21 protein-coding genes are annotated in these 24881 nt (G+C 60.4%); 18 read left to right on the top strand and 3 right to left on the bottom strand.

Going from position 1 to position 24881, the window contains the following annotated elements:
- The first annotated feature begins 27 nt into the window (after positions 1-27).
- From GA0061102_RS05165 to GA0061102_RS05125, 9 genes are all read left to right on the top strand, one after another.
- Positions 28-1056, top strand: coding sequence for an ABC transporter permease (locus GA0061102_RS05165; protein WP_092844664.1), 1029 nt, complete (start codon positions 28-30; stop codon positions 1054-1056).
- On the top strand, positions 1056-1937 hold the full coding sequence (locus GA0061102_RS05160; RefSeq protein ID WP_092844662.1) for an ABC transporter permease: 882 nt from the start codon (positions 1056-1058) through the stop codon (positions 1935-1937). Before GA0061102_RS05165 ends, GA0061102_RS05160 begins: the two co-directional genes overlap by 1 nt.
- 3 nt (positions 1938-1940) lie before the next feature.
- Positions 1941-3587, top strand: a complete 1647-nt coding sequence (locus GA0061102_RS05155; RefSeq protein WP_092844660.1) for an ATP-binding cassette domain-containing protein — start codon at positions 1941-1943, stop codon at positions 3585-3587.
- A gap of 17 nt (positions 3588-3604) precedes the next feature.
- Positions 3605-5161, top strand: coding sequence for a hydantoinase/oxoprolinase N-terminal domain-containing protein (locus tag GA0061102_RS05150; protein ID WP_092844658.1), 1557 nt, complete (start codon positions 3605-3607; stop codon positions 5159-5161).
- Positions 5154-6287, top strand: coding sequence for an S-methyl thiohydantoin desulfurase family protein (locus tag GA0061102_RS05145; protein ID WP_092844656.1), 1134 nt, complete (start codon positions 5154-5156; stop codon positions 6285-6287). Before GA0061102_RS05150 ends, GA0061102_RS05145 begins: the two co-directional genes overlap by 8 nt.
- Before the next feature lie 41 nt (positions 6288-6328).
- Complete coding sequence (locus GA0061102_RS05140; protein WP_092844654.1) at positions 6329-7924, top strand: ABC transporter substrate-binding protein; 1596 nt, start codon at positions 6329-6331, stop codon at positions 7922-7924.
- A gap of 68 nt (positions 7925-7992) precedes the next feature.
- Positions 7993-9069 carry an S-methyl thiohydantoin desulfurase family protein gene (locus GA0061102_RS05135; RefSeq protein WP_092844652.1) on the top strand — a complete coding sequence of 359 codons (1077 nt, stop codon included), beginning with the start codon at positions 7993-7995 and terminating at the stop codon, positions 9067-9069.
- A complete protein-coding gene (locus GA0061102_RS05130; protein ID WP_092844650.1) occupies positions 9066-10604 on the top strand; it encodes a hydantoinase/oxoprolinase N-terminal domain-containing protein in 1539 nt (512 codons plus the stop codon). Before GA0061102_RS05135 ends, GA0061102_RS05130 begins: the two co-directional genes overlap by 4 nt.
- 89 nt (positions 10605-10693) lie before the next feature.
- The gene (locus GA0061102_RS05125; RefSeq protein ID WP_092844648.1) at positions 10694-11638 is read left to right on the top strand and encodes an isoaspartyl peptidase/L-asparaginase family protein; all 945 of its coding nucleotides are present in this window, start codon (positions 10694-10696) and stop codon (positions 11636-11638) included.
- 72 nt (positions 11639-11710) lie between these two features.
- Here the strand turns inward: GA0061102_RS05125 and GA0061102_RS05120 are convergent, their stop codons facing one another.
- Entirely contained in the window at positions 11711-12244 is a 534-nt protein-coding gene (locus tag GA0061102_RS05120; RefSeq protein ID WP_092844645.1) for a GNAT family N-acetyltransferase, read from the bottom strand.
- A gap of 72 nt (positions 12245-12316) precedes the next feature.
- A complete protein-coding gene (locus tag GA0061102_RS05115) occupies positions 12317-13327 on the bottom strand; it encodes a LacI family DNA-binding transcriptional regulator (RefSeq protein WP_092844643.1) in 1011 nt (336 codons plus the stop codon).
- 338 nt (positions 13328-13665) lie between these two features.
- Here GA0061102_RS05115 and GA0061102_RS05110 point away from each other — a divergent pair, with 338 nt between their 5' ends.
- From GA0061102_RS05110 to GA0061102_RS05080, 7 genes are all read left to right on the top strand, one after another.
- Entirely contained in the window at positions 13666-14652 is a 987-nt protein-coding gene (locus tag GA0061102_RS05110) for a sugar ABC transporter substrate-binding protein (protein WP_092844641.1), read from the top strand.
- Between the two features lie 159 nt (positions 14653-14811).
- Complete coding sequence (locus GA0061102_RS05105; protein WP_092844639.1) at positions 14812-16347, top strand: sugar ABC transporter ATP-binding protein; 1536 nt, start codon at positions 14812-14814, stop codon at positions 16345-16347.
- On the top strand, positions 16331-17353 hold the full coding sequence (locus GA0061102_RS05100) for an ABC transporter permease (RefSeq protein ID WP_092844637.1): 1023 nt from the start codon (positions 16331-16333) through the stop codon (positions 17351-17353). The genes GA0061102_RS05105 and GA0061102_RS05100 overlap by 17 nt, the downstream gene beginning before the upstream one ends.
- A gap of 218 nt (positions 17354-17571) precedes the next feature.
- On the top strand, positions 17572-18633 hold the full coding sequence (locus tag GA0061102_RS05095) for an ABC transporter substrate-binding protein (RefSeq protein WP_092844635.1): 1062 nt from the start codon (positions 17572-17574) through the stop codon (positions 18631-18633).
- Positions 18630-19664 carry a FecCD family ABC transporter permease gene (locus GA0061102_RS05090; protein WP_092844633.1) on the top strand — a complete coding sequence of 345 codons (1035 nt, stop codon included), beginning with the start codon at positions 18630-18632 and terminating at the stop codon, positions 19662-19664. The genes GA0061102_RS05095 and GA0061102_RS05090 overlap by 4 nt, the downstream gene beginning before the upstream one ends.
- Positions 19654-20442 (top strand): ABC transporter ATP-binding protein, encoded by a 789-nt coding sequence (locus GA0061102_RS05085; RefSeq protein ID WP_167667905.1) that lies wholly within the window; start codon positions 19654-19656, stop codon positions 20440-20442. Before GA0061102_RS05090 ends, GA0061102_RS05085 begins: the two co-directional genes overlap by 11 nt.
- Positions 20439-21185: a molybdate ABC transporter substrate-binding protein gene (locus GA0061102_RS05080; RefSeq protein ID WP_092844631.1), complete on the top strand. Its 747-nt coding sequence runs from the start codon at positions 20439-20441 to the stop codon at positions 21183-21185. The genes GA0061102_RS05085 and GA0061102_RS05080 overlap by 4 nt, the downstream gene beginning before the upstream one ends.
- A gap of 103 nt (positions 21186-21288) precedes the next feature.
- Here the strand turns inward: GA0061102_RS05080 and GA0061102_RS05075 are convergent, their stop codons facing one another.
- Complete coding sequence (locus GA0061102_RS05075; protein ID WP_092844629.1) at positions 21289-21837, bottom strand: cupin domain-containing protein; 549 nt, start codon at positions 21835-21837, stop codon at positions 21289-21291.
- A 143-nt stretch (positions 21838-21980) separates the two neighbouring features.
- On the opposite strand from GA0061102_RS05075, the gene aptA reads away from it, so the two are divergent.
- Together aptA and GA0061102_RS05065 are read left to right on the top strand one after the other, a co-directional pair.
- Positions 21981-23315, top strand: coding sequence for an omega-aminotransferase AptA (aptA, locus tag GA0061102_RS05070; RefSeq protein WP_092844627.1), 1335 nt, complete (start codon positions 21981-21983; stop codon positions 23313-23315).
- Between the two features lie 404 nt (positions 23316-23719).
- The gene (locus GA0061102_RS05065) at positions 23720-24754 is read left to right on the top strand and encodes a LacI family DNA-binding transcriptional regulator (RefSeq protein ID WP_092844625.1); all 1035 of its coding nucleotides are present in this window, start codon (positions 23720-23722) and stop codon (positions 24752-24754) included.
- Positions 24755-24881: the final 127 nt, after the last annotated feature.

Genomic DNA, 24881 nt, shown 5'->3' with positions numbered 1-24881 from the left:
AGCTGGCGAACAAGGAACCTCCCGTCGATGCAGCAACATCCGTTGGTCGCGATCCTGACGCGGCTTGGCACTTTCGTGCTGGTCATGATCGCGCTCTCCATCATGATTTTTGCGTTGGCGCGCGTGGTGCCGGGAGATCCCGCGCGCATGGCTCTCGGCCCGGCGGCAACGCAGGAACAGGTCGATGCGCTGCGCGGGCAGATGGGTCTCGATAAGCCGCTTCCGGTGCAATACATCGATTACGTCGGCAAGGCGCTGCGCGGGGATCTCGGCATGTCGTTGGTCTCGCAGCGTCCGGTCACGACCGATCTGGAGCAGACGGTGCCGGCCACTGTCGAGCTGGTCCTCGTCTCCGTGATCTTCATGTTCGTGGTAGCGATTCCTCTCGGGGTCATAACGGCGCATTTCCGCGACCGAGCCCTCGACCATATCGGTCGCATCCTGTCGCTGACCGGCGTCACCATTCCGAGTTTCCTGTTTGCGATCAGCCTGCAGCTGCTGGCGGCGCGCTGTCTGCCGAATTGGCCGATCATCGGTCGCCTCGATCATTCTCTGGGTTTCCAGCCTGGCCCGACCGGCTTCCTGCTGATCGATGGCGTGCTGGCTGGGCGTCTGGATGTATTCGTCGACGCGCTGCAGCATCTCGTCCTGCCGGCGTTCGCTCTCGCCATGGCCGGCATCGGGCAGATTACCCGTATCACCCGCTCCTCAATGCTGGAGAACCAGCGCAAGGATCATGTTCTGACCCTACAAAGCTTCGGTGTGCCGGAGCGGGTCATCATCTTCCGCTATCTCCTCAAGCTGTCGTCGATTGCGCCGCTGACGATCATGGGGCTCGAATTCGCATCGCTGATCGGCAATGCCTTCGTCATCGAGATGGTGTTCGCCTGGGGCGGCTTTGCCTCCTACGGGCTGAACGCCATCCTGCAAAAAGACCTCAATGCCGTGACTGCCGTGGTGCTGGTCGCCGGCCTGTTTTTCATCGTTGCGAACCTGGTCGTGGACGTCCTGATCTCGATCATCGACCCGCGCCAGCGCCGCAAGGAGGCACGCTGATGGCCGATATGAAGATGCTTGATGCCTCTGACCGCGCCCTGAGCACGGGTTACATGATGTGGTATCGCTTCAGCCGCAATCCGGCTGCGGTGATCGGCACGCTGATCCTGATTTCCGTCGTCGTGCTGGCGGTCTTTGCGCCGTGGCTCACTCCCTATCCGAAGCACGTCGGCGCCGTGGTCGATTTCCGTGCACGGCATGTTGCGCCTGACGCCACTCATTGGTTCGGCACTGACAAGGTCGGCCGGGATATATTTTCCCGCACCGTTTTCGGCATGCGCGTCTCCCTGCTTCTGGTTATCGGCGTGCTCGGCATTTCCGTACCGATCGGCACGGTCCTGGGTCTAATCGCCGGTTACTTCGGTGGCTGGATCGAGAAGATCATCACTGGCCTCACCAACGTCATGCTGGCGATGCCGCCGCTGGTCATGGCGCTTGCCGTATCAAACCTGCTCGAGCCGAACCTGATGAACGCGATGATCGCAATTACGCTGCTGTGGTGGACGTGGCATGCCCGGCTGATCTATGCCGTTTCCAAGTCAATCGCCTCCGAAGACTACATCGAAGCGGCTCGCCTTGCCGGCGCCGGACCGGTGCACATCCTCTTCCGCGAGATCCTACCGAATTGCGTTGCGGTTATTTCCGTCAAGACAACCTTGGATGCCGCTTTTGTCATCCTGTTCGGCGCAACCCTCAGCTTCCTCGGCTTCGGCGTGAAGCCACCCATTCCCGACCTCGGTTCAATGGTCGCCGATGGGCGCCAGTTCATGCCCAGCTATTGGTGGGAAGTCGTCTGCCCCGGTGCTGCGGTCTTCTACGTGACGCTTGGTTTCAATCTTCTGGGTGATGGCTTGCGCGACATGTTTGATGTGGAGAGCTAAGCCATGACCGAGCCGCTTCTCAAGATCGAGGCTCTGAATGTCTCGTTCACCACTTATGGCCGCACCCGGCAGGTGCTCCGTGAAGTCTCCCTCACTGTTGCCGCCGGAGAGCGTGTCGCGCTGATCGGCGAGACGGGATCGGGCAAGTCCGTAACGGCAAAGGCGATCATCGGCACCTTGCCGAGGAATGCCACGATCGGTTCCGGCATAATCTGCGTCGCGGGGCGTGACGTCCTGAAAATGCAGCGAAGGGAACGCGAGACGCTGAAGGGCACGGCCTTTTCCCTCATCATGCAGGACCCGCTCTCCTCCTTCAATCCGGTCTTCAAGATCGGCACGCATCTCGATGACGTCATGCGTTTTGCAGACAAGCGCGACGGCGTTCGCTCGTCGAAGGCCGAGCGTCGGACGCGGATCGCCGCCGTCTTGCGCCGCGTGCAGCTTGCCGACGCCGAGCGTGTGATGAACGCCTATCCGTCCGAACTTTCGGGCGGCATGCGCCAGCGCGTCCTGATCGGGCTTGCGTTGCTTCATCAGCCGAAGCTCTTGATCGCCGATGAACCAGGCACGGCGCTCGACGTGACGACGCAGGACGAGATCCTCAATCTGATCAACCAGCTGGTGGTCGAGGAGAACATGGCTCTTCTCATGATCACCCACAATCTCGGCGTCGTGCGCAAAGTCGCGGACCGGGTTGTGGTCATGCATCACGGCGATATCGTCGAGGCAGGTCCCTGCGGCGAGATCCTCACCAATCCGCATAAGGCCTATACCAAAGCGCTCCTTGATGCCGTGCCTCCGCTTTATGGCGAGCGCGTCACCGATCTGCCGCAGAGCGACCGCGCGCCGATCGTCAAGGTTGAGGGCCTGAACAAGGTCTATGGCAGGAAACCCGGTTTCCACGCCGTTCGCGACGTGAACCTGACCCTGCGCCAGGGCGAAATCTTCGGGCTGGCCGGCGAGTCCGGCTCGGGCAAGACGTCGGTCGCACGCATCATCATGGATCTGTCGCGCCCGACGTCGGGCAGCGTCACCATCGATGCGCCGGCTCCTGGCCGCGGCAAGCGGCTGACGCAAATCGTCTACCAGAACCCCGGCACGTCGCTTAATCCCAAGCGCAACGTTCAGCAAACGCTTGCTCTGCCTTTGAAATCCATCGGCATGGATGGGCCGGCCCGCGAGGCAAGGATGAAGCAGCTCATGGATCTCGTGCGCCTGCCGCAATCCTATCTGGCAAAATATCCGCACGAGCTTTCGGGCGGCCAGAAGCAGCGCGTGGCGATTGCCCGCGCGCTGGCCGCAGAGCCGAAGATCCTGATCCTGGACGAGCCGACGGCAGCGCTTGACGTCTCCGTGCAGAAAACCGTGATCGAACTGCTGTTGCAGCTGCGCGAGGAACTTGGTCTCACCTATCTGATGATCTCGCATGACCTGTCGCTGATGCGCAATTTCTGCTCGCGCATCGCCATCATGCTGCGCGGCGAGATCGTCGAGGAAGGACCGACTCCCGAAGTCTTTGCCGCACCCAATCACCCCTACACACGCGCGCTGATCGCCGCGATCCCCGTCGTCACCGACGAAGAAGAGCGCCTGAAGCCTACCGTGAGCGAGGAAGAGCGCACGCGCTTCCTTGTCAAAACCACAGACTGATCGAAGAGGAGCCTAACGTGTATCGCGTTGGAATTGACGTCGGCGGCACCAATACGGATGCTGTCGTCCTGGAGGGAAAGACTGTTCTGGCGGGGGTCAAGGCCTCGACGACCGAGGATGTGACCTCGGGCGTGATCGAGGCACTGGAGAAGGTCATCGAGGCCTCCGGCATCGATCGTACCCGCATTGCAGCCGTGATGATCGGCACGACGCATTTCACCAATGCGGTGATCGAGCGCCGCCATATGGATGAGGTTGCAGCCATCCGCCTGAGCCTGCCGTCGGGCGCCGGCCTGCCGCCCATGGTGGACTGGCCCGATGATCTGCGCGAGATCGTCGGCAATCACGGCTATCAGGTCAAAGGTGGTTACGAGTTCGACGGGCGTGAGCTATCGCCGCTCGACGAGGATGCCATCGTGCGCATCGCCGGCGAAATCCGGGCAAAGGGCCTGAAGGCCGCAGCCGTGACCTGCGTCTTCAGCGGCATCAACGATGCCATGGAGCTGCGAGCCAAGGAAATCCTGCAGCAGCATTGCCCGGGCTTGCCAGTCGTCATGTCGAAGGACATCGGCCGTCACGGACTTTTGGCACGCGAAAGTGCCGCGATCATGAATGCGAGCCTGCTGTCGCTTGCGGATCGTACGGTCGCTGCCTTCGGCAAGGCACTTGTCGCGGCCGGCATCCCGTGCCCGTTCTACATCACGCAGAACGACGGCACGTTGATGGCAGCCGATGTCGTGCGCGCCTTTCCGGTGCTGACCTTTGCCTCCGGTCCGACCAATTCCATGCGCGGCGCCGCGTTCCTGACCGGGCTGAAGGACGCCGTTGTCGTCGATGTTGGCGGCACGACCTCGGACGTCGGCTCTCTCTCTCACGGCTTTCCGCGTCAGGCTTCCACGACAGTGGACATCGGCGGAGTTCGCACGAATTTCCGCATGCCCGACGTTTTCTCGATCGGCCTGGGTGGCGGTTCGCTCGTCGTCAACGGCGATATGGCTATCACCGTCGGACCTAAGTCGGTCGGCTATCGCGTGCGCCAAGAAGCCATGTGCTTCGGCGGCACGACACTCACGGCAACCGACATTGCTGTAGCAGCCGGCAAGGCCGAAATCGGTGACAGCGCGCTCGTCAGCAAACTCGACAAGAGACTAATTGATGCCGCAGTGGCTAAGATCAACGCCATGCTGGAGGCTTGCGTCGAGCGGAGCCGCATTTCCTCGACGCCGGTGCCGGTCATCGCGGTCGGTGGCGGCTCGATCCTGATGCCTGATCGCATCGGCGATCTCGAGGTGATCATGCCCGAGAATTTTGCCGTCGCAAACGCGGTGGGTGCCGCCATTGCCCAGATCAGCGGCGAGACGGATCGCGTCTTTTCGCTTGTCGATGGCCGCACCCGCGAGAGCGCGCTCGCCGAGGCTGAAGCCGAAGCGCGCGAAAAGGCGATCGCCGCCGGGGCGCTTGCCGAAACCCTTGAAGTTATCGAGCGCGAGGACACGCCGCTTGCCTACCTGCCAGGCAACGCCACGCGCATTCACGTCAAAGTCGTCGGTGAAATGGGAGGCCATCATGCCTGAGACGCGCAAGCAGAAATACGATGATGCCGCTCTGCGCCGGCTGACGCCCGAGGATCTCGATGCCCTTGAAATCGGAGCAGGCATTCTCGGCACCGGCGGCGGCGGCAACCCCTATCAGGGCAAGCTCCTCGTCCTCGAAGCCATGAAGGCTGGCTACGAGATGAAGGTTCTCGCGACCGACGCCATCGAGCCGGATGCGCTTTGCATGTCGATCGGCGGCATCGGCGCACCGGTTGTCGGCGTTGAGCGCATCCGCGAGGGGCGCGAAGGATTGCGCTGCCTACGGGCGATGGAAGAGCTTATCCGCACGCCAATCGATGCCATCGTCTGCGAGGAGATCGGCGGCGCGAACGCGATGAACCCGCTCGTCACGGCGGCTCTCGGCGGCCTGCCGATCCTCGATTGCGACGGCATGGGCCGGGCCTTCCCCGAAATGCAGATGACGACCTTCTCGATCTACGGCCATAGCTCCACGCCTTCTGTCATGTGCGACCTGCATGGCAATGCGGTGATCTTCAGCCATGCCGTATCGGAAGTCTGGCATGAGCGCATGGCGCGCGCCTGCGTGGTCGCGCAGGGTGGTGGTGCGATGTTGGCGACGGCGCCGATGCAGGCCCATTACGTCCACCAGTACGGCATCCCGAAGAGCTTCACCAAGGCGATCGCGCTCGGTGAGGCGGTGATCCGCGCGCGCAAGGCGCAGGAAGATCCGATTGCCGCCGTTTGTGCACTGGAAGGCGGGCGGCGTGTCTTCAACGGCAAGATTACCGACCTGAAGCGCCATTTGCGCGGCGGTTTCGTCGTCGGCGATATGGAGCTTGCCGGCTTCGACGACTGCAGCGGCCAGACGGCGAACGTGGCGATCCAGAACGAGTTCCTGGTCTTCCGCCGCGATGGCGTGATCGAAGTCTGCGTGCCGGACCTGATCGTGCTGCTCGATGTCGATACAGGCTATCCGATCACCACCGAAATGCTGCGCTACGGCCAGCGCGTCGCCGTTGTCGCCATTCCCTGCCACGAGCTGCTGCGCAGCGCGCGTGCGCTCGATGTCGTCGGCCCGGCAGCCTTCGGCTACCCGGACATCACCTATTCCCCGCTGCCGGCCCGGGGGCAAAGGGCAGCCTAACCATAAGCGGGGCAGTTCCCGCATTAAAGAGGAGAACTTGAATGAAGATGGGTTCCAAAAGTTTGCGTCTTTCGGCGCTTCTGCTTGCCAGTGCCGTGGCATTACCGTTGACTTCGGTCGCGGCATCGGCGACCGACAAGGTGTCGATCGCGGTCAACACGATGCAGATTTTCAGCTCGCTCGATCCGGCGAAGGTCACCGACTACACCGGCTACATGGCCATCGTGAACATGTATGACGCTCTGACGACCGTCAGTCCCACGGGCGAGATCGTGCCCCATCTGGCAAAATCCTGGGACATCTCCCAGGACGGCCTGACCTACACGTTCCATCTTCGCGACGATGCCAAGTTCCAGGACGGCAAGCCCGTCAAAGCCTCCGACTTCGTCTGGTCTATCCAGCGCCTGATCGGCATCAACAAGGGCCCATCCAATCTCGTCGTCGGCCTCGTGAAGCCCGAAAACGTCACCGCACCGGACGAAAAGACCGTCGTCGTCAAGCTTGATCGCCAGTTCTCGCCGTTCATGGCCGTAACGCCGCTGATGATGGCGCTGAACGAGAAGCTCATCGAAGCCAACTCCAAGCCGGACGACAAATGGGGCGAAGCCTATGTGGGCGAGCATTCTGCCGGTTCGGGGCCTTACAAGCTCGTTAGCTACAATCGTTCCGCCGACATGGTAATCGCGCGCAATCCCGATTATTTCCTCGGCTGGACCAAGGGAACGCCGATCGACGAAGTGCGCTTCGTCCAGACGAGCGACGACGCTACTGTCAAGGCGCTTGCCGAAAAGGGCGAACTCGGCCTCTCCTCGCATGGCCTCGGCAATGATACCTATGAAATGATTGGCAAAATGCCGAGCTACAAGCTGCTCCAGTCGACGACGGCCGGCGGCTTCGTCATCAAGCTGAACAGCAAGGTCTACCCGACCGACGACGTGCATGTGCGGCGCGCGATCGCCTATGCCACCGATTATAAAACCATCCAGGAGGCGATCTATCCGGGCTTTGACATGACCGGCCCGCTTTCGACCGTCTTCAAGGACGCCCATAACGAGGATGTCCAGCCCGGCGTCTTCGACATCGAGAAGGCGAAGGAGGAACTCGCCAAGTCGAAATATGCGGGCCAGAAGATCACGCTGGTCAACAGCTATGTCGCCTCGCTCGCCTTCGAGTCGGAAGTGGCGCTGCTGATGCAGGCCAATCTCGAGCAGATCGGCATCACGCTCGATATCAAACCCGAGCCCTGGAACCGCATCGTCGAACTCTCGTCCAAACCGGAAACCACCCCGGCTTCGACGCAGGTCAACATTTCTCCCAACTATCCGTCGCCCGACGCGATATTCTACAACCAGTATCACTCCAAGGCTTCCGGCACCTGGATGTCGATGGAATGGCTGCAGAATCCCGAGGTCGATGCCCTGATCGACAAGGTGAGGGCGACCACCGACATCAAGGGGCAGAACGCGACCTACAAGGAGCTGCAGGTAAAGCTTGCCGAGCTGCAGCCCGACGTATGGGCGGTATCGCCGAACCGGCGCTATGCGGCGAACAAGTGCCTACAGGGCTACGCGTTCATTCCCATGCAGAGCTGGGATCTGAACTTCTCGAATTTCCATTGGGACTGCAAGGCGAACTGATCTTCGCCTGCACATGAAATAAACCCGGCCCCGCACGGGGTCGGGACTGCTATTGCCGAAGGTGAAACATGTTTCAGGAATTTTCCGAAGAAAATATCGAGCCGCTCGCAACGGGAGCCTGGATCCTGGGAACCGGCGGCGGTGGCAATCCCTATATCTCGACCCTCAACCTTCGCAGGCTCTATGCTGAAGGCCGTCGCGTTCAGGTGATGGATCCGATGGCGCTCGACGATGACGACATGGTTGCCGTCGTCTCGAAAATGGGCGCGCCGCTGGTGGGGCAGGAGCGTCTGAGCGATCCCGTGCATCTTGCGCGGGCCGTCGAGGTCATGGAGGATTATCTCGGCAAGCCGTTCCGCGCGATCATGAGCGTCGAGATTGGCGGCTCGAATGCGCTGTCGTCCTTCCTTGCCGCTGCGATGCTGGGTCGGCCGGTCGTCAACGCCGATGCGATGGGGCGTGCCTATCCCGAAGCGCAGATGACCTCATTCGCCATCGGCAATCTGCCGATGTATCCGCTTTCTCTCGTCGACGTGCGCGACAACGAGGTCATCGTCACCAAGGCCGCCTCTTGGAAGTGGATGGAGCGAATTTCGCGCAAGGTCTGCACCGAAGTAGGCTCGACAGCCGCCACCTGCAAGGCGCCGCGCACCGGCCGCGAGGTGAAGGACTGGGGCATTCACTATACCATCACCAAGGCGACGGAACTCGGCCGCACCGTCATCGAGGCGCGTGCACGTCATGACGATCCGGTCAAGGCGGTTCTCGACCACGAGGGCGGAAAGCAATTGTTCCGCGGCAAGGTGACAGACGTGGCGCGCGAAACCACCGGCGGCTTCCTGCGCGGGCGAACCGTGATCGAAGGCATCGACGCCGACAAGGGCGCTCGCATGGAGCTGGCCTTCCAGAATGAATGGGCGGTCGCCTTCCGCGATGGCGAGCCGGTGGCGATGACGCCGGATCTTCTTTGCCTCCTCGACACGATCTCCGGCAGCGCGATCGGCACGGAATCCGTGCGCTACGGCCAACGCGTGACCGTCGTGGCCTTGCCCGCGCCTGAGCTCTTGACCTCTCCGGCGGGGATCGCCGCCGTCGGCCCCCGCGCTTTCGGCTATGACATTGATTTCAGATCGGTATTCGCATGAAACGCATCGGTATTGACGTTGGCGGCACCAATACGGATGCCGTTCTGATCGACGGTGAGAAGATCATCGCTTCCATCAAGGTTCCCACGACGCAGGACGTTATGTCCGGCGTGAAGGCCGCCTTGAGCCATGTGGCCGGCCATGCCGGCGCATCCGGCCGGCCGATCGACGCTGTGATGATCGGCACCACGCATTTTACCAACGCCGTCGTCGAGCGGGCGCGGCTGGAAAGGGTGGCGGCGATCCGCATTGCGCTGCCGACCGGCGCGTCCCTGCCGCCGATGTGCGATTGGCCGGACGATTTGCGCGCGGCTGTGGATCCGTTGATCTTCATGGTCCATGGCGGCCATGAGTATGATGGCAGTCCGCTCGTTCCGATGATCCCCGACGAGATCCGCGAAGCCGCGATGAAGATCCGCGATGCCGGCATCACGTCGATCGCGATATCGGCAACCTTCTCACCGCTGACGACCGAATGCGAGGTCAAGGCCGCTGAGATTGTCCGTTCGGTGATCCCCGATGCAAGGATCACGCTGTCGCACACGCTTGGACGGATCGGCCTGCTCGAGCGCGAAAATGTCGCGCTTCTCAATGCGGCACTGCAGTCGCTCGGCAGGACCACGGTGCAGGCGTTCTCGGATGCGCTGCGCGAAGCAGGCATTGCCGCTCCCTTTTATCTGACGCAAAACGACGGAACTGTAGCGCTTGCAGATGTCGCCGCGGCCAATCCGGTTCACAGTTTTGCCTCCGGCCCGACGAACTCGATGCGCGGTGCGGCATTTCTGACAGGCTTGAGCGATGCCATGGTCGTCGATGTCGGCGGCACGACATCGGACATCGGCTGCCTCGTCGGCGGCTTCCCGCGCGAGGCCAATAACATCGTCCATATCGGCGGCGTGCGCACGCTGTTCCGCATGCCCGATCTCCTGCCGATCGCCCTTGGCGGCGGAACGATAATTGATCCAGAAACGGGAAAGATCGGACCGCGTTCGGTTGGCTATCGCATCCTGACGGAGGCACGCGTCTTCGGCGGCAATACGCTGACGACGTCTGACGTCGCCGTCGCCGCCGGTCTGATCGAGATGGGAGACAAGGATCGCGTTCGCGATCTCGACCCGGCCTTCGTGAAGGCAAGCCTCGGACGCATCCGCGACATGGTGACAGACAGCTTCGACCAGATGAAGACTTCGGCGGAGGATGTGCAACTGATCGCCGTCGGCGGCGGCGCTTTCCTGATCCCCGATAAGATCGCAGGTGCTTCAGAGGTTCTTCGCGTCGAGAATGCCGGGGTTGCCAATGCGCTTGGCGCTGCGATGGCGCAGGTTTCGGGCGAAGTCGACCAGGTGTTCTCGGGGTTGAGCCGCGACGAAGCTCTCGCCAAGGCGGAGGCGGAGGCTCAGAACGCTGCCGTTGCTTCCGGCGCCAGCCGCGCCAGCCTGAAGACGCTCGAAGTCGAGGACATTCCAATCGCTTATCTGCCTGGCGGTGCGCGCCGCGTAAGAGTAAGGGTCATCGGCGATATCGCCTTCAACTAAATCGCGACGTCCGATCTCCAAGGTCGGGCATCATTCGTGAGAGCGGTGATCAACGGGCAGGGTATCCCGGCACCGGATCGGAGTGGAAAATGACGAAAATTGCACTGGCTATTCATGGTGGTTGCGGTGTCATGCCGGAAGACAGCATGACGCCGGAGGAATGGGAAGGTGCGCGCCGTGATCTGGCCGCCGCCCTGCGCGCGGGCTATGCGCGGCTGAAGGCCGGTGCCAGCGCGATCGATGCGGTCGAAACCGCTGTCGTGGTGATGGAAGACAGCCCGCATTTCAACGCCGGCCACGGCGCCGCACTTAACGAGAACGGCGTGCACGAACTCGATGCATCGATCATGGATGGGGCAACGCTGGAGGCCGGCGCCATCAGTGCCTCTTGCGCGATCCGCAATCCGATCAAGGCTGCCCGCGCGCTGATGGAAGATGGCCGTGCCGTCTACATGACCGGCCCTGCAGCCGACCGTTTTGCCGAAGCCAAGGGTCTACAGGTCGAGCCGCAATCCTATTTCACCACGCAGAAGCGGGTTGACGCGCTGGAAGCCATGAAGCGCCATGCTGCCGCCGGCACGGAAGCGACGGAGAACGAGAAGCACGGCACGGTCGGAGCCGTAGCGCTCGACGCGAACGGCCATCTCGCCGCCGCGACCTCGACAGGCGGTTACACCAACAAGCCTGACGGGCGCGTGGGGGACAGCCCGGTTATCGGTGCGGGCACCTATGCACGCGATGGCGTCTGCGCGGTTTCAGGCACGGGCAAGGGCGAGTTCTTCATCCGCTATGTCGTCGGGCACGAGGTGGCGTCTCGCATCGCCTATCTGCGGCAGGACATCGAGACGGCGACGGATACGCTGATCAACCATGATCTGGCGCTATATCAGATAGGCGCGGGGCTGATCGCGGTGGACGCTCAGGGTGTCGCCGTTGCGCCATACAATACGCCGGGGATGTTCCGCGGCTGGGTGACGCCCGAAGGCAAGGCTTTCGTTGCGACGCATGAACAGGTCTACGAAATCGAGCTGTAACGAGAGTCTGATTGAGCAAGGATGCGGCTTGCGCTCTACCTCGGAAGTCGAGAGCTGGTCGCGTCGCGGCACCTAGCGTGCAAGCGTATAACAGCACTGGACTATGGTCTCGCGGCGTGCCCGCGAGAAAAGTTCTCTGCTGTCAATTTGCGTGAAGCCCAGCTTTGTCAGCACGCGGCCCGATGCAGGGTTGTCGGATGCATGACCGGATACCAGGTTGGAAAGACTGACTTTCGAGAAGACGAAGCCGATCAGCGCTTGCGCTGCCTCGAAGGCGTAGCCCTTGCCCCAGGCCGATCTTTCCAGCCAATAGCCAAGGCTGCCCTCGCTACCGACAATGCAGTCGACATCGACGATCCCGATCATTCTTCCTTCCCGCTCGATGGCGAAACGATAGGCTGTGCCTTCATCCCATTCTCGCCCATGGCTGGAAAACCAGTCTGCTATATCCTTTAGATCAGGAGGATAGGTGGCGTTGCTCAGCATGCGTGCCACATTCCAATCGCTCTGGATTTCCACTGCCCGGTTTGCGTCTGTTTCCGATGTCGGCCGGAGCAGGAGACGGGCTGTCTGGATATGTGAGCGCGGAATAGATCTTGCTGTCACGACAAAACGCCTTCAAGATTGAGTATCACATGCCAGATTGCGATCGGGTTGCCCTATTTCAATGGCGCAACCTTAGTCGGGCTGTGGCGCCGCCGTCGTCTCGCCTTCGGACAACTCGCAGGCGAACAGCACAGGGTCATCGACGCTCGGTACGGGTTGTTCATTCAAGAGAACCTCCACTGCTGCTGCCGCAATCTTCTGGATCGGCTGCTTCACGGTCGTCAGGCGCGGTATCGTCATGCTGGAGAGCGGAATGCCGTCGAAGCCCAGGATGGAAAGGGCCGCGGGTACTGGGATACCCAGATCATAGGCCGCCCTCATGCAGCCGATCGCCTGCTGGTCCGAGCTTGCGAAGATGGCGGTCGGGCGCTCGTTGCGGGCACGCGCGAGAAGATAATTTCCGGCCGAGCGGCCGCTTTCATAGTCGAAGCCCGCCTCGGCGATCAGCGGCGGCTCCGCCAATCGTCCGCCTTCTCCCGCCTGCTTCATTGCGTCGAGATAGCCCTTGAGGCGATCATTGGCGGGAACGGAATGCTGAGGGCCTGAAATGAAGCCGATGCGGCGATGACCAAGCTTCAAAAGATAGTCGATGCCAAGCCTAACCCCGCTGCGATGATCCGAAGCGATCCCGGAATATCCGGGCATCAGGCGATCGACGACGACGATCGGCAGTCCCTTCGGCAGCTTCAGTGTATGGAAATCGTTGCTCGGCACCAGGATGATGCCATCGACCTTCCGGCTTGTCAGCTGCCCGATCCGGTCCGCCTCCTTTGCGGCATGATCGAAGGACGTCATGACGATGATGTTGTAACCGTGCTTTGCAGCGGCCTGCTCGGCAGATTGGACTAGTTCCGAGAAGAAGGGATTGGTCAGATCCGGAATGACGATGCCTATGAGGCGGCTGACCTTGCTGCGCATGCTTCTTGCGGACGGATCGGGCAAATAGCCGAGGTCCTTTATGATGCCGCTGACACGCGCTCTCACTTCCTGCGTGACGGAGGGATGGTCATTCAAGACTCTCGAAACGGTCCCGGTAGACACTCCGGCGAGCTTGGCAACGTCTCGAATCCCGACCTTTGGCATAACGGCAACACATGTCCTTCATCTTCGTCTTCAGCCGCCGCAAAAGGCGTCTGAGCCGGGCTTGCAGATAGCGGTCTCTAGCGCCTTCATCAAAGCGCCGCATCCTAAATTTGCCTGCCGCCGCGCTCATGCAACGGAAACAGCGGGATGCCCTTTGGAAACGGTTCAATGTACATACTGCAGCATATGATAAAAATTGCAATCCATGCTGTTTTTAGGCCGGTTTATGGCGCCTTGACAATTTTCGGAGGCATTGCTACCCAATAGATGTTGGAAACGGTTCATTGTCGCCGACAACTCAGGTGGAGCTGAGCCCAGAGCCGTTCGGGAGGAAAGAAATGTCCAATTCCACTAAGCATGAATCCGTCTTGTTCAATGCGCCGCGTCGCGCTGCGTTGAAGCTCGGTCTCGCAGGCACGTTGGTGCTTGCATTGTCCTGCGGCGTGTCGCCCGCCTTTGCTGCCGGCAAGCCCAAGGTCGGCTTGATCATGAAATCCTTGTCCAATGAGTTCTTCAAGCAGATGAAGGCCGGCGCCGACAAATATGCGGCTGAGAACAAGGACAAGTTCGACTTCAAGGCCGTCGGCATGAAGGACGAGCGTGACTTTGCCGCGCAGGTCGATGCCGTCGAGAATTTCGTGACGCAGAAATACGACATCATCGTCGTCGCGCCGGCCGATTCCAAGGCTATGGCCACCCCGCTTGCAAAGGCCGTGAAGGCCGGCGTCAAGGTCATCAACATCGACGTGCCGCTCGATGCCGACGCGAAGAAGGCAGCCGGTATCGATCTCGCCTTCTTCGGGCCTGACAACAAGGAAGGCGCCAAGCTTGCAGGCGACGCGCTTGCCAAGGATCTGGGGCCAGGTGCAAAAGTCGTGATCCTCGAAGGCAATCCGGAGGCCGACAACGCCAAGGAGCGCAAGGAAGGCTTCGTGGACTCCATCAAGAGCGGCAAGCTTGAGCTTCTCGACAGCAAGACCGCGCATTGGGAGACGGAAGAAGCCAACACCGTCATGACGAATTTCCTGACGAAGTATAAAAATATTCAGGGTGTTATGGCTGCCAATGACTCCATGGCCCTCGGCGTCGTCAAGGCGCTGGATGCGTCCGGACAGAGCGGCAAGATCAAGGTTGTCGGTTTCGATAACATTCCGCCGGTCAAGCCGCTGATCAAGGATGGCAAGATGCTCGCCACCGTCGAGCAGTACGGCGCGGAAATGGCTGTCATGGGCATCAAGTACGGACTTCGCGAACTTGGCGGTGAGAAATTCAGCGGCTGGGTCAAGACTGACATCAAGCTCGTCACCACCAAGGACGTCAAATAGTCTACACTATCGGCTTTGAGGCCAAGGGTGGCGCCGGTTTCTGACCGGCGCAATCCATTACCGACCGCTTCCTCTGCTCGTTGCTCCGGACAGGCCGTTTCCGAACCGTCCCGGTGCACGCAGCGCGGAAGGGTGACCATCTCCCATTCGAAATAGAACATGCATGAGGTGGACGTGTCAGGCACTGACGATAATTTCATCCTGAAGCTGGACGGAATAGGCAAGCGCTTCCCGGGCGTCGTGGCGCTCAGGAATGTCTCCATGCAGATCGGTCGCGGCAAGGGACATATTCTGCTTGGTGAGAACGGTGCCGGAAAGTCCACCCTGATCAATTTGCTCGGGGGTGTTTTCAGGCCGGACGACGGCCACATCCTGTTTGATGGCCAGCGTTACGATCCATCCTCGCCGCTGGAGGCGTTCAAGGCAGGCATTCGTGTCATCCATCAGGAACTGCATCCTCTTTCCAATCTCACGGTTGCCGAAAATCTGCTCTTCGAGCATCTCCCTCGCCGATACGGCCTGGTGAACTACAAGGAAATGAACGGCAGGGCGGCTGAACTCCTGGCCGAGGTTGGCCTCGATGTGGCGCCGACGACGCTGGCGAGCCGCTTGAGCGTTGCGCAGCTTCAGCTGCTCGAGATCGCCAAGGCGCTCTGCTACGAAAGCAAACTTCTCGTTCTTGATGAGCCGACGGCGACCTTGACCTCCAAGGAAGTCGATCGCCTCTTCGAAATTCTGAAGCGGCTGAAAGCGCGTGGCGTCACGACGCTCTACATCTCCCACAGGCTGGAAGAGATCTTCGAAGTCGGTGACGATGTGACTGTCCTTCGCGATGGCCAGCATGTCATCACGCGGCCGCTTGCAGGGTTGGGCATCCCGCAAATCGTCGAACTGATGGTCGGGCGGACACTCTCGGATCATGGTGCGTTTCGCGGTGACAGCGTCCTATCCGGCGAAGCGCTCGGGGTTTCCGGCCTGAAGGTCACGCGCAACAGCCCGGAGCTGTCATTTTCCGTCGCCAAAGGCGAAATCGTCGGCATTGCCGGCCTGGTCGGCAGCGGCCGGACGGAAGCGGTTCGCGCCATATTCGGTGCCGATACGAAGGCTGCCGGGGAAATTCGCATCAATGGCGAACGGGTCGAGATCGGCTCTCCGAAGGACGCGGTTGCCGCCGGGCTGTGCCTGGCGACAGAAGATCGCAAGATGCAGGGCCTGATGCTCGACATGAGCTGCGCCGAAAACACCACGATAACCGATCTCGGCAAGGTCTCCCGTAACGGTCTGATCAGTCGAGAGATAGAGGATGATTATTCGCAGCGTCTTGTACGGGAGTTGCGAATAAAAACGCCCTCCATTCATCAGATAGTCAGGACGTTTTCCGGTGGTAATCAGCAAAAGGTGGTCATTGCCAAATGGCTGTTCCGCGGCCCGAAGGTGCTGATTTTCGATGAGCCGACCCGCGGCATCGATGTGGGGGCAAAGGCCGAAATCTACGATCTTCTGTGGAAATTCGCCGCCGAAGGGAAGGGCGTTCTGGTCGTCTCTTCAGACCTGCCGGAACTCATCGGCATATGCCACCGCATCATCGTTCTGTCGGACGGCAAGATCGCCGGAGAAATAGCTCGGGACCAATTCGAAGAGAGCAGGATCCTCTCACTCGCTTACAAGGAGTACAGTCGTGTCCGGCAACATTGAACAAACGACCGAGGCGAAAGAGAGCAGCTTCTGGGACAAGCTCATTCGAATCTCGATGAAGGAGGCGGGCGTTACGATCGCCCTCGTTCTGATCCTGATATTCTTCTCGGCCACCGCGCCATATTTCGCGACTCCGGAGAATTTTCTGAAGATCTTCGTACAGATCGCCATCAACACCGTGCTTGCCTCGGGGATGACCTTCGTCATCCTCGTCGGCGGCATCGATCTCTCCGTCGGCTCGCTGCTTGCCCTTTGCACTGTTATCGGCGCGACGATCATGGTCGATCCCAGGCTTTCTCCATGGCAGGCGATCATTCTGGCGTCGCTCGCCTCCATGGGCACGGGCGCCGTCCTTGGCGCGATCAATGGCTGGGTGTGCGAGAAGTGGAAGCTTCCGTCCTTCATCGTCACGCTCGGCATGCTGAACGTTGCAAGCGGTCTTGCGCGTGTTGTCAGCGACAATTCGACCATCACCGGCCTGCCGCAGCCTTTCGTCGATTTCGGCAACCTGATCTTCTGGGATATACTCCCATCGATCTTCTTGATTGCGGTCGTCGTCGTCCTCATCGGTTGGTTTGTGCTGCGCTACACGGTGTTCGGCCGCTTCGTCTTCGCGGTCGGCACCAATGAGGAGGCGGTCCGACTGTCGGGGCACGAGCCAAAAAAGATCAAGATCGCGGTCTTCACGATTTCCGGGCTGACGGCGGGCATTGCAGCCATGGTCTATCTGCTGCGCCTCAATGTCGGCAGCCCTGTCGCTGGTATCGGCTATGAACTGAATGCCATCGCCGCAGTCATTATCGGCGGAACCAGCCTTTCGGGCGGCAAGGGATCGATCGTCGGCACGCTGGTGGGTGCCTGCATTCTGCAGGTGCTGTCCACGGGGCTGCAGCTGCTCGGTGCTGACGACAACATCAAGCCGATCGTCATCGGTGCCGTCATCGTGCTGGCAGTCATTCTCGATAGCTATCGCGGCCGGTTGATGCGGATACTTGAAACGCGGTGATTTGCCGCTGAATTTCAACGACTTCCAATAAGGCGCGGGGTTCACCTCGCGCCTTTGTCGTTCCGAGAGTGGCATGCTGCGCTATTTCAGAAAGTTGAAATATTTCTGAGGCTTCGCCCCCGATGTACCGTCGGAGCGAGAGTGTACTTCTGCGCGACAGGACCGTTGTATACGCAGAAATATAATGATAGCGATTGGCACCCTTTCAGGAGAATTCCATGCGCCGTCGCCATCTGCTTTTCATTGCGAAAATTTCCCTCCTTTTCGCTAGCTTGCTGTTTTCCGCTCCCGCCTGGGCCGACCGTATCGTCACCGACCAGATCGGCCGTCAGGTGCATATTCCGGACACAGTCAACCGGATCGTCATCCTGCAGCATCAGACGCTCAATATCGCGGTTCAGCTCGATGCGATGGACAAGGTGGTCGGCGTTCTCGACGAATGGAAGAAGCAGCTGGGCGCCAATTATGTACGGCTGGCGCCGCAACTGCCCAATCTGCCGATGCCGGGCGGCCTGACGAAGGTCAATATCGAAGAGCTCTTGAAATTGAAGCCGGACGTGGTCTTCGTGACCAATTATGCACCAGCCGATATGGTGAAGCAGATCGAGGATGCCGGCCTTCCCGTCGTGGCGATCTCGCTTCTTGATGTCCCGCCGGAAGAAGCCGTCAAGCTCAATCCCTCTGTCAAGGATGAGCCGGCTGCGATCGATTCCGGCTTTGCGACCGGCGTGCGGCTCATCGCCGATGTTCTCGGTCGCAAGGACAAGGGCGAGGAGATGATTGCGGTCACCAAGAAGACCCGCAAGCTCGTTGCCGACCGCCTTGCCGATATTTCGGAAGACAAGCGCGTGCCGGTCTATATGGCCAATCCCGACCTTACGACTTACGGCCGCGGTAAATATACCGGCCTGATGATGGAGCGCGCCGGTGCCCGCAACGTGGCCAATTCGATCAGCGGCTTCAAGCAGGTGACGATGGAAGACGTGCTGAAATGGGATCCGGCCGTCATCTTCGTTCAGGAGCGCTATCCCGCCGTCGTTGGTGACATCAAGAAGGCTGCCTCCTGGCAGACCATCGATGCCGTCAAGAATGGCCGTATCTATTTGATGCCGGAATATGCCAAGGCATGGGGCTATCCGATGCCGGAGGCCATGGCGCTCGGCGAACTCTGGATGGCGAGGGAGCTTTATCCCGAGCGCTTCAAGGATATCGACATGCAGAAGGAAGCGGATGCCTACTACAAGGAATTCTACCGCACCGATTATCGCGCGGCGCAATGAGCGCCGGCGCTTTCCCGCGGCGGGCGCTACAGGCTGTTATCGCTGTGTTGGCGGTCCTGCTTTCGGTCGCTGCGGTCGTCTCGCTCGGGATCGGGCGTTACGACATTCCATTCCTGCGGGTCGTCGAAATTCTCTGGTCGCCGATCTCGGCACCTGCAGTGCCCGTAACGGCGACTGAGGCCAATGTCGTCTTCACGGTGCGCATGCCGCGCATCCTGCTGGCGCTGTTGACGGGCGCGGGCCTCGCTCTGTCTGGGGCGACGCTGCAGGGGGTGTTCCGGAATCCTCTGGTCGGGCCGCAGGTCGTCGGCGTTTCCTCCGGGGCCGCTTTCGGTGGCACGCTTGCCATCCTATTAAGTTTCTCGCGTTATGGCCTGCTCGGCTCAGCCTTTGCCTTCGGGCTGTCCGCTCTCATCATCGTCTATGCGTTGAACGGCATCGTCGCCCGCCGCAACATCCTGGCGCTGGTGCTTGCAGGCGTCGTCGTCAGCGGCTTCTTCGGGGCGCTGGTAAGTCTTGTCCAATATCTCGCCGACACCGAGGATAAGCTGCCGGCCATGGTCTTCTGGCTGCTCGGCAGCTTTGCTACGGCCAACTGGGAGAAATTCTCGCTGGTTATCGGTCCGGTCGTGATTTGTGGCCTGCTGTTGCTGGGTCTGCGCTGGCGCGTCAACTTGCTGTCGATCGGCGACGAGGATGCCCGTGCGCTCGGCGTTAATGTCGAGCCGCTGCGCTGGCTGATCCTGATACTCGTCTCCTGCATCGTCGCGGCGCAGGTTGCCGTCAGCGGCATCATCGGCTGGGTCGGGCTTGTCGTGCCGCATATGGCGCGCATGCTTGTTGGCCCGGATCATCGTGTGATGATGCCGGCTTCTCTGCTGATCGGCGGGCTTTATCTGTTGATCATTGACACCGTTGCGCGGACCGCGACAGGTTCGGAAATTCCGCTCGGGATTCTCACGGCGCTGATCGGTACGCCCGTCTTCGCTCTTGTGTTGTGGCAGACCCAGAGAGGCGCGCGTGGCTTCTGATCCGGTCAGGCTGCAAATAATTGGGGCGAGCCAGTCCTACGACGGCGAGCGCTGGCAATTTCGCGATCTCGACTTTGAGCTGAGCGCTGGGGAGATCGTTACTATCCTGGGGCCGAACGGTCGCGGCAAATCGACCTTGCTGCGCGTGCTGGCCGGGCTTCAAAAGCCGACGTCAGGCCGCATTCAGCGGAACGAGCGGACCGGTTTCGTGCCGCAGGAATTTTCCGGCTCATTTCCCTATTCGGTGCTGGATGTGGTGCTGATGGGCCGCGCTCGCCACATCGGCCTCTTCCAGACGCCGCGCAAGGCCGATGTCGAGAAGGCGATGGTGGCACTGGATGCCACCGGCATGGCCGACTATGCGCGGTGCAATATCGAGGCGCTCTCCGGCGGCGAGCGTCAACTCGTGCTGATAGCCCGGGCGCTCGCCGGTGAGAACGCAGTATTGCTGCTTGACGAACCAGCTTCGGCGCTTGATCTCAAGAACCAGGACGTGGTGCTTTCGTTGCTCGCCATGCTCGCCGATCGCGAGGGGTTGGCCGTTGCCTTCACGACGCATCAGCCAAACCACGCCGTGGCCGTTGCCGACAAAGTCCTGCTCATGCTCGATCAGGCGAAGGCGGTCTTCGGCTCCACCGACGACGTGATGACCGAGGCCAACCTTGAAGCGCTCTATGGTGTTCCGGTCCGTTCGACGGTGCTCGGAAGTGGCGAACTCATGGAAACGGCTTTCGTACCGCTGTTCAGGCAAAGGAATAGGAAAGGAAATCGCCCGTGAATGATGCAGTTCATGTCCTGTCCGCCGGCAGTCTGCGCCATGCTTTCCCGGCGATCATCGGAGTTTTTGGTCAGGAAACCGGCATTGCCGTTTCGCTGACGCTCGGACCGGCAGGATTGTTGCGCGAGCAGATCGAGGCGGGCGCAAGATTCGATCTTTTCGCTTCCGCCAATATGGCACATCCGCAGCGCCTTGCTGCCGCCGGTTTGACGGAAGATCCCATATGCTTCGCCCGAAACCGGCTGTGCGTGCTTGCCCGGGCCGATCTTGGCCTGACAACAGAGAATTTTCTCTCAGTTCTGTCCGCCCCCGCCGTGAGGATCGGCACATCGACGCCGGGCGACGATCCGGGCGGCGACTATGCCTTCGAGGTGTTTGATCTCGCCGAAGCCCGCTATCCGGGGAAGGGCGAGAGCATGAAATCCCAGGCGCGCCAGTTGGTCGGCGGCCGCAATTCGCCGCCGGCGCCACCGGGGAAGGGTGCCGGTTATCTGATAACCGACGGGGAGGTCGATCTCATGATGAGCTACTATTCGAACGCGCGCCTGCTGGAGCAGGATCCATCGTTCAGCGTCGTCGAGATTCCCGGCGAATTTCAGCCGCTCATCGAATATGGCGTGGTAATTCGCAGAGATGCGGACATGGAAACGAGACATTTAAGGGATTTTCTACTGTCGGCGCGTGGGCAGCAAATCCTGAGCGAAGCCGGCTTTTCTCCCGCCGGCCAATCTGAGCGAGCTTAAGGACATAACCCGCGGCTTCGCCGCTATGCGTTTGCGTGATGAGCATTGCCAGCATCTACTTCCGTCGAAATCCTTAGGACTAAGGCGAATAGCTCAAAAGTAATCAGAAGCTTGGTGGCGTGCAGGCGCTGATGACCTCGCAAGGAACCGGGCCGACGCAGCGGAAACGATGCGGGCGGCGGCTTTCGAAATAGTAGGCGTCTCCAGGTCCGAGAATGCGCCGTTCGTCGTCGACGGTAACTTCGAGGCGACCGGACAAAACGATGCCGCCTTCTTCTCCTTCATGCACAAGCAGCACCTTGCCGGTATCGGCTCCCGGCTGATAGCACTCCTTCAGGATCTGAAGGCTGCGACCGAACAGGTTCTCGCCGATCTGTCGATAGGAAATCGGACCCTTGCCGATCTCGACCAGTTCCTCGGCTGCATAGAAGGCTTTCTTTGGCGCCTCCGGCTCGAAAGCGAAGAATTCGGCAAGGCCGATCGGGATGCCGTCGAGAATCCGTTTGAGTGCACCGACCGACGGATTGGCCGAATTCGATTCGATCAGCGAAATCGTCGAATTGGTCACGCCGGCGCGTTTGGCAAGCTCGCGCTGCGAAAGGCTGCGCGCCAGACGCAAATGGCGAAGCCGATTGCCGATATCGACGGACATTGTGATCCCGCGTTTCAGGTGTTCGAAATATTGAAAACTCTACACATCGCATCAGTAATATCAATAGCTTAAATCAGCACAGAAAAGGACTTGTTCGGCGCAGGAAAATCAATGATGTCAGTGGCAGCGCAACGGAGGCGACGATGGACAAGATCACCCACACCAACACCCCGGTTCTCGACAATTTCTGGATGCCGTTCACGGCAAATCGCCAGTTCAAGGCGTCGCCTCGGCTGCTGGCTGCGGCCGATGGCATGTATTACACCGACGTTGACGGCAACAAGGTGCTGGATGGCACGGCCGGCCTCTGGTGCGTGAACGCCGGCCACGGCCGGAAGAAGATCACCCAGGCAGTCGAGCGTCAGCTTTCGACGATGGATTTCGCCCCCACCTTCCAGATGGGACACCCGATCGCCTTCGACTTCGCCGCAAAGCTTGCCGCACACGCGCCAGGCGGCCCGAAGGCCGGGCTCGACCGCATATTCTTCACCGGCTCTGGCTCCGAATCCGTCGATACCGCGCTCAAGATCGCCATCGCCTATCAGCGTGCGATCGGGCAGGGCACCCGCACCCGCATCATCGGCCGCGAAAAGGGCTATCATGGTGTCGGCTTCGGCGGCATTTCCGTCGGCGGCCTTGTCAACAACCGCCGCGTTTTCCCGCAGATCCCGGCCGACCACATGCGCCACACGCTTGATGTCGAGCGCAACGCCTTCAGCAAGGGATTGCCGGCGCATGGCATCGAGCTTGCGGAGGATCTCGAGCGGCTGGTGGCGCTGCACGGCGCGGAAACCATCGCCGCCGTTATCGTCGAGCCGATGTCCGGTTCCGCAGGCGTCATTCTGCCGCCGAAGGGCTATCTCGAGCGGCTGCGGGCGATCGCCGACAAACACGGCATCCTGTTGATCTTCGATGAAGTGATCACCGGCTTCGGCCGCCTGGGCACGCCCTTCGCAACAGACTATTTCGGTGTCGTTCCCGACCTCGTGACGACGGCCAAGGGCATCACCAACGGTACCATCCCAATGGGTGCGGTCTTCGCCAGCCGCAAGGTCTATGATGGCCTCATGACCGGCCCGGAAAACCAGATCGAGCTCTTCCATGGCTATACCTATTCGGGGCATCCGGTCGCCTGCGCCGCTGGTCTTGCAACGATGGAAGTCTACGAGGAGGAAGGCCTGTTGACACGTGCCAGCGAGCTGGCGAGCGATTGGGAAAATGCGCTGCATTCGCTGAAGGGACTGCCGCATGTGGTCGACATCCGCAATCTCGGCCTCGTCGGCGCGATCGAGCTCGCCCCACGCGACGGCGCGCCCGGCACGCGTGCTTACGACGTCTTCGTCGATTGCTTCCAGAAGGGGCTGCTGATCCGCGTGACCGGCGACATCATCGCACTGTCGCCGCCACTCATCATCGAACGCGCTCAGATCGAAACGATCGTCTCCGTGGTCGGCGATGCGCTGAAGAGAGCCGCTTGACAAGTATAAGCCTGGCCGGCGGCAAATCGCCGGCCAGGCTTCCCTCATGTATAGTCTGCGCATGGTCTGCAGATGTCGTGCTGCTCCCTCGAATGCCGGCACAAATCCCCGCTCCATTTCGGATTTCTCAAGCTGGTGTCAAGAATGCCGGAGCCTTGCAAAACACCCTTGAACGCGACGCGCGCCAGTGAGTTCGAACCGAAGTGTCGGCAAGGAGAGATAGAAATAGCGCGGACAATCGCGGAAAAGTTCTGTTCTCCCGGCTCTAAAAGCGATATGGCCGAAAACTCCGATGCTTGGTCGGAGGAGAGGATTGCGCGACCGGGCTTTCGCTTGGGCATCCGCGATCTATATCCTCTTGGCCGCCTCCCTTGGCAGGAATCAGTCGTAGCGAGCCGAACTGCATGCAGAGACCGACGATCAAGACTATCGCGCAGGAAACGGGCCTTTCGATCGCCACCGTATCGAAAGCTTTGAAGCATTCGCCACAGGTTCGCCCGGAAACCCGAGCGATCGTCGTGGCCGCTGCAGAGCGTGTCGGCTATGAGCTGAACATGCACGGCGTGCAGCTGCGAACCGGCAAGACCTATCAGGTCGCTGCCATCATGACGGCGCCCGGACCAAAGCAGCAGGAATGGGAAGGTGTCGAATACGCCCAGCTCCTCAGCGGCATTTCGTGGGCGCTCGAAGAAAGCCCCTATCGTGTTTCCCTCTATGCCGTGCGCTCTTTCGAAGAGAGCCTGGCCGCTATCCGGCAGATCGTCTCGCTGAAGAAGGCCGATGGCATTATCGTTTCCGGCACGCATGCTGATGATCCGCGCGTCCGCATCATGCAGGAGGCCGATTTTCCGTTCGTCACCTATGGCACGACGATCCACAACGATCCGCACGCCTATGTGGATGCCGACAATGAGCAGATGATCCGCCGATCGGTCGCACGGCTTGTCGAGCGTGGCCATCGCCGCATCGCGCTCGTCAATCCAATGTCCGATCTCACCTATGCCATCACCCGGCTCGATGCCTATCGGCTTGCGCTCGAAATCGCGGATCTCCCTTTCGATCCCGAACTCGTCGTTCACGGTCGGCTGACGCCCGCATTTGGTCGGGAAAGCGTGCTGACGATGTCCCGTCTGCCTGATCCGCCGACGGCCTATATCTGCGCCAATGAAGCCTCAGCGCTCGGTGCCTTTTCCGGCTTCCATGAACGCGGTCTGGTGCACGGACGCGACGCTGTGATCAACGCGACCGATGATCTCAATGTGAGCCAATATTTCGCTCCTCCGATCACCACCTATTTTCTGCCGATTCATGAGCCGAGCGAACTGCTTGGGACCTATATTTTGCGCCGCATGGAAGGTGAGTCTCCGGAAAGCCTCCAGGTCCTCATCATGCCGAAGCTGATCGAGCGTTCGGACGATCGCCTGATGCCTCGCGGCTGATCCCACCGCTTTTTCCATATCGCGCCCCTCGATATCCGGCATGTCTTCCAGACATCCAGAGCGGTATTGCTCTGGGTTTTTGTTCCATGCGGTCTCTTTCATGGCTTTGTGGATTTAAAATAAAAAC

The organism is Martinezella miluonensis, assembly GCF_900094545.1.
Classification (GTDB): Bacteria; Pseudomonadota; Alphaproteobacteria; order Rhizobiales; family Rhizobiaceae; genus Rhizobium; species Rhizobium miluonense.
Note: the sequence above shows the minus strand (reverse complement) of the source record. Positions and strands in the feature narration are given on the sequence as shown.